5 protein-coding genes are annotated in these 4,819 nt (G+C 34.1%); 2 read left to right on the top strand and 3 right to left on the bottom strand.

The annotated features are described in order from the left end of the window. Window positions 1-144: 144 nt before the first annotated feature. From O3651_RS10040 to O3651_RS10030, 3 genes are read right to left on the bottom strand one after another with little or no spacing between them, the layout of a single operon-like run. Complete coding sequence (locus tag O3651_RS10040) at window positions 145-873, bottom strand: ABC transporter permease (protein WP_371610328.1); 729 nt, start codon at window positions 871-873, stop codon at window positions 145-147. Next, a complete protein-coding gene (locus O3651_RS10035; RefSeq protein WP_045498958.1) occupies window positions 870-1,610 on the bottom strand; it encodes an ABC transporter permease in 741 nt (246 codons plus the stop codon). Before O3651_RS10035 ends, O3651_RS10040 begins: the two co-directional genes overlap by 4 nt. Then, window positions 1,610-2,518, bottom strand: coding sequence for an ABC transporter ATP-binding protein (locus tag O3651_RS10030; RefSeq protein ID WP_008809655.1), 909 nt, complete (start codon window positions 2,516-2,518; stop codon window positions 1,610-1,612). Before O3651_RS10030 ends, O3651_RS10035 begins: the two co-directional genes overlap by 1 nt. Before the next feature lie 171 nt (window positions 2,519-2,689). Between O3651_RS10030 and O3651_RS10025 the strand changes: the two genes are divergently transcribed. After that, window positions 2,690-3,379, top strand: a complete 690-nt coding sequence (locus O3651_RS10025; RefSeq protein WP_371610327.1) for a response regulator transcription factor — start codon at window positions 2,690-2,692, stop codon at window positions 3,377-3,379. Beyond that, on the top strand, window positions 3,380-4,690 hold the full coding sequence (locus O3651_RS10020; protein WP_125390869.1) for a sensor histidine kinase KdpD: 1,311 nt from the start codon (window positions 3,380-3,382) through the stop codon (window positions 4,688-4,690). Window positions 4,691-4,819 lie beyond the last annotated feature (129 nt).

Raw genomic sequence — 4,819 nt, 5'->3', positions numbered from 1 at the left:
GCCTAAAAAAGTAAACCAGTCTCATACGAAACTGGTTTATGATATATCCTTATTAAATCTCTACACTTTTTATTTGCTGATCATTAATTGTATAACAATTACGATAGTTCTTTGCTTTTTTCATGTTTTTCACTATAAATGAGATTAAATAAATCCCTTTTTAAGCTGTCTAACTGCTAAGGTATAGAAGACAAAAATATAAGCACCATTGACAACTAAGAAAAGGATAAATTCAGATAAGGTAAAAGGGACTAAGGAACGAGCTCGATCACCAACAGCAATCTGAGCATAAGGGAAAATTCTAAAAAGACCTTGTCCAATAAAGAGGGTCATAAGCCCTGCTATAGCCAAAATAGCTGATATAAGAATAGGCACTGCGAAATTTTTTAAGCGAATACTAAGAAAAATTTGAATGGTGACAATAGTAATGGTTGCTAGCCAACCTGTGATAGACCAAAGCAAAAAGTCCAGTAGATAATTTGCAAAAGGTACCTTCAAAACCAAAGCGCTGATAATATATAAGAGAAGAACTATCAGTTGACTAATAGCCATGACTAGTGATAAGCTGGTGATTTTTGATAAAATGATACGATTGGCCTTAACCGGAATACTTAATAAGCGCTGCCAGTTTTTATTACTTTCCTCGAATTGACAACTGATGGAACAGATAATCCCGATCAGAATAGGAGTAAATACCTGCGAGGAATAGAAAACTGTTTGTCCCCAAAGGACGCGAGCTTGTGTACCATCTAGGAGCACCTTTTGATTGAGAGCGTAAATCATTGCTCCCAATAAGGACCCAACAAGGTTAAAGAAGATTAGCGTTATCGGAATAGCACTTTTTTTGATTTTTTTAAATTCAAAAGTAATCATAATAGATCCGCCTTTCCAATGAGTTTTTTACTGGCAAAGATGCTTAAAAAAATGATAAGCAATAATACGACTAATTTAAAGGGATAAGCATTATCGTATTGAAAAAGATAAGTGTTAGTTCCAGCCACCCGTTTAGCGATTCCCATCATAGAGAAATATTGCCAAGGAATGAAAATACGAATAGGAACTGGTAACGCACCGATACCTACAAATGACAGGAAGGAACCAATTAAGCCTGTTACTACTGTCACACTTGGCTTTGGATAGATAAAAGCTAAGCAAAGATGTAAACAAGACAGAAAGAGACAAACCAAAAAAGTTGTGAACAAAAAGAGACTCAATGAAACAGGTGTCACACTGACCTGCATGCCTTGAATAATAAATTTCAGAAAAAGCGTTTGAATCAAACTGACAACAAAGGCAAAAATAGCCATCACAGTCAATTTAGCTTTAAAAAGTTGCCAAGGACTTTCGTTACTGGTTTGCAAGAGTTTAAAAGTTTTGCCTAGATGTTCCAATTCCAGTAGTCTAGACGCTAAAACTGCAATGAAAAGTGGCAAAATAAAATCATTCAAGTAAGTCATGGTATAAATGGCATTATAGGCCTCATGTGTTTTAGGTAATTCATATTTGATAACAACGCTACTCCAAATCAAGCCCACTGCTACAATAGCAATCAAAGATAACAAGAAAGACCGTCTTTTTAGTTTGATAAATTCTAATTGTAAATTCAGCATTACAAGACACTTCCTTCCCGTCCTGTCATATCAAGGAAAACATCTTCCAGCGATCGACGAATCATACGAACTTGATAAATATCAACATTATTTTCAACTAAGAGTCGAATAGCAGTGGCTATATTAACTTTATTGTTATCGTTGATAATCAATTTTGGGTCATCATCCAAATTAAAACCATTGAACATTAGTATTCTTTTAGCAGTTACATCATCACTGGTCTCAAACAGATATTTTTCATCTTCTTCAAGGTCAGATAGGTGGCCTTCAAAAAGTAATTGACCATGATTGATAATGCCAACAGTTGTAGCCATCTGTTCAATTTCTGAAAGAATATGGCTAGAAACGATGATAGTCATATCGTATTTTTGTGGTAAAGACTTGATAAGCTCACGAATTTCTTGAATACCGGCAGGGTCTAAACCATTAGTTGGCTCATCCAAAATCAGTAATTTAGGAAATTTAACAATAGCTAACGCAATTCCTAAACGTTGTTTCATGCCTAGTGAATAGTTTTTAACTAGCTTGTCTTTTTGATCGAAAAGTCTGACAATCTTTAAGACTTCATCAATATTTCTTTTTGGTAATTTAAGCAATTTTTGGATAATTTCAAGATTTTCATAACCGGTCAAATTAGCATAGTAAGAGGGCTCTTCAATGAGGGAACCTACATTTGAGAGGAGTGATATTTGATTGCTATTAAAGGTTTTTCCAAAGAGCTTAATGGAACCATGGCTTGGTTGCAACAATCCTAAAAGCATTTTCATAGCAGTACTCTTACCAGCACCATTTGGTCCCAAAAAACCATAAATTTCATTTTTTCTAATATGAATAGAGAGCTGATTAACGGCTACTTCACCTGAAAAATCCTTACTTAATTGGTTGGTTTCAACGATATAATTGTTCATTTGTTTTCTCCTTTAAAAATCTTAGAGTGATGTTGTATCCTTTCGCTATTTTCATTATAATGAACCTCCTTTATTTTAACCTGTTGATTACCTTAATTCTTCCTTAATTTTTACTTTAAAGTCCTTGACCAAGGAAGCAATGTGTTATACTAGTCTTGTTGAGGTAATAGTATGAATTATAAAGAAAAGAAGATCTTAATTTTAGACGATAACCCAGAAATTTTAGAAATGGTGCAAGAGTCATTGAACATTGCTGGTTTTAGCAATCTAACAAGTGTACAATCACAAAAAGAAGCTTTGGAGCAATTTAGAAAAAAATCCTTTGATTTAGTTATTTTAGATATTATGCTGCATGAAGGATCAGGATTTGAAGTTTTAAAAGGTATCCGTAAGACTTCAACGGTTCCTGTTTTGTTTTTGTCGGCAATCTCCGATATAGAAAAACAATATCAGGGCTTTGAGTTAGGAGCAGATGACTATATTATCAAGCCTTTCCGCCCAAGAGATTTGGAGTTGCGTATTCTTTCCATCTTAAAAAGAGCCTATCCCGAAAAGGAAGATACCTTTGTTTTGCCTGCTTGCCAGGTGCATTTTAGCCAAGCCTTGATTACCAAAGGAAAACTAGAGATTCAGCTGACAGCTAAGGAATATAGTATTCTTAAGGTCTTATATGATAATAAGAATCGCATTGTCACTTTTGACCAACTCTTAGAAAAGGTCTGGGGATTACAATACCAAGGCTATGATAATACCCTAATGGCTCATATTCGCAAGATTCGACAAAAGATTGAAGCCAATCCTTCTAAACCAGAAAGCTTAATAACGGTTAAAGGTTTGGGTTACAAACTAAAGGTGAATTAAATGGATACCGTTAAATTTTTTACTAAGTTATTTACCAGGTATGTTCTATTAATCTTGGCTTTAATCATAGGACTTGTTTTTGTTTATGGTTTGGTTTTCTCAGCCTATTTTAGTTTCTATGGAAAGGAAAAACCGGAACTACTTTACACTAAAATCGCTCAATCGAGTCAAGAGAATAATTTCAATTTTGATAAAAGCAGCAAAATTGAAATGGATAAACAAAATACTTGGGCTATGGTACTGAATCAAGATGGCAATATTGTCCAATCTTATCATTTACCTAAAGGACTCAAAAGACATTATACCAATGCTGATATGGTTAAATTTTCACATTGGTATTTAGAAGATTACCCTGTTTTCTCCTATGTACGTGGTCAGCAAATTTTAGTTTTGGGCTATCCTAAAAAGCATTCCTTAGCAAAATTTAATTTCTATGCTAATACGCAATTTATTAGGAATTTTCTCAGTTTGGGACTTGTTTTCTTGGGTATCATTCTTTTACTTATTTTTATTCTTTTGAGCCGATCAAAGTTGCGTATCAAAAAGGAGATGGAGCCGATTATTACTGCTGTCACTTCTTTATCCCAAGGTCAAAATATCGCTCTTAATGAAAAGGGAAATTTCTCTGAAATTAAGACAGCTCTCAATGAAACATCTCATATTTTGGAAGAAAGCAACACGATGAAAGAGCAATGGATTAGAGGGGTCAGTCATGATTTACGCAATCCTCTTATGCTCATATCAGGTTATAACAGTCAGTTAGAGCAGCAATATGGCAGAGGAAAGCAGACAGAGGAAATTGAAAATCAGATTCAAACTATGAAAGAAATGATTTCTAATCTCAATATGAGCTACTTATTGGATAACCAAAAGCGTCGCTCCGAATTTTCCAATCTTGATTTGGTTGCTGTCCTACGAACAGTAATTGCCGATATATTGAATAATTATGAAACAATTACACTTCATTTTGATTTGCCTACCGAGACAGTGTTGGTAAAAGGAGAGGTAACTTTATTAGCAAGAGCTTTTAGAAATCTCTTGCTTAATAGTATTATGCACAGCGGCTCTAACCAGATTGATCTGACTTATCAATTATCTGATAATAAAGTGCTCATCGTCATTGCGGATCAAGGAGATATTACAGCTCAAAAAATTACTGAGCTAAATCAGAAATCAACTAATTATGAATCACATGGTATGGGAACGGTTATCACCAAACAAATTATTAAATTACATCAAGGTGAAATTGTTTTTTTAGACAATCATCCAGGCTTAAAAGTCACCATTTCTTTACCTTTAGTAAAGGAATAATGCCCTGCCTAAGAACAAGCTTACACTTAGAAAACTAACCATTTGGAGCATTGCGACACATTATTTATCTTCTAAATATTTATCAAAATTTTTCTGTTATACACAAAAAAGAGTGCACAAATAAAGGGC

The organism is Streptococcus sp. 27098_8_73 (assembly GCF_041432495.1).
GTDB lineage: Bacteria > Bacillota > Bacilli > Lactobacillales > Streptococcaceae > Streptococcus.
The sequence above is the reverse complement of the archived record's forward strand: the minus strand, read 5'-3'. Positions and strand labels throughout refer to the sequence as shown.

Bases quoted from the DNA above. Each gene is read 5' to 3' on its own strand.
- O3651_RS10030 (WP_008809655.1), bottom strand. From the start codon at position 2,518: ATGAACAATTATATCGTTGAAACCAACCAATTAAGTAAGGATTTTTCA.
- O3651_RS10025 (WP_371610327.1), top strand. From the start codon at position 2,690: ATGAATTATAAAGAAAAGAAGATCTTAATTTTAGACGATAACCCAGAA.
- O3651_RS10020 (WP_125390869.1), top strand. From the start codon at position 3,380: ATGGATACCGTTAAATTTTTTACTAAGTTATTTACCAGGTATGTTCTA.
- O3651_RS10035 (WP_045498958.1), bottom strand. From the start codon at position 1,610: ATGCTGAATTTACAATTAGAATTTATCAAACTAAAAAGACGGTCTTTC.
- O3651_RS10040 (WP_371610328.1), bottom strand. From the start codon at position 873: ATGATTACTTTTGAATTTAAAAAAATCAAAAAAAGTGCTATTCCGATA.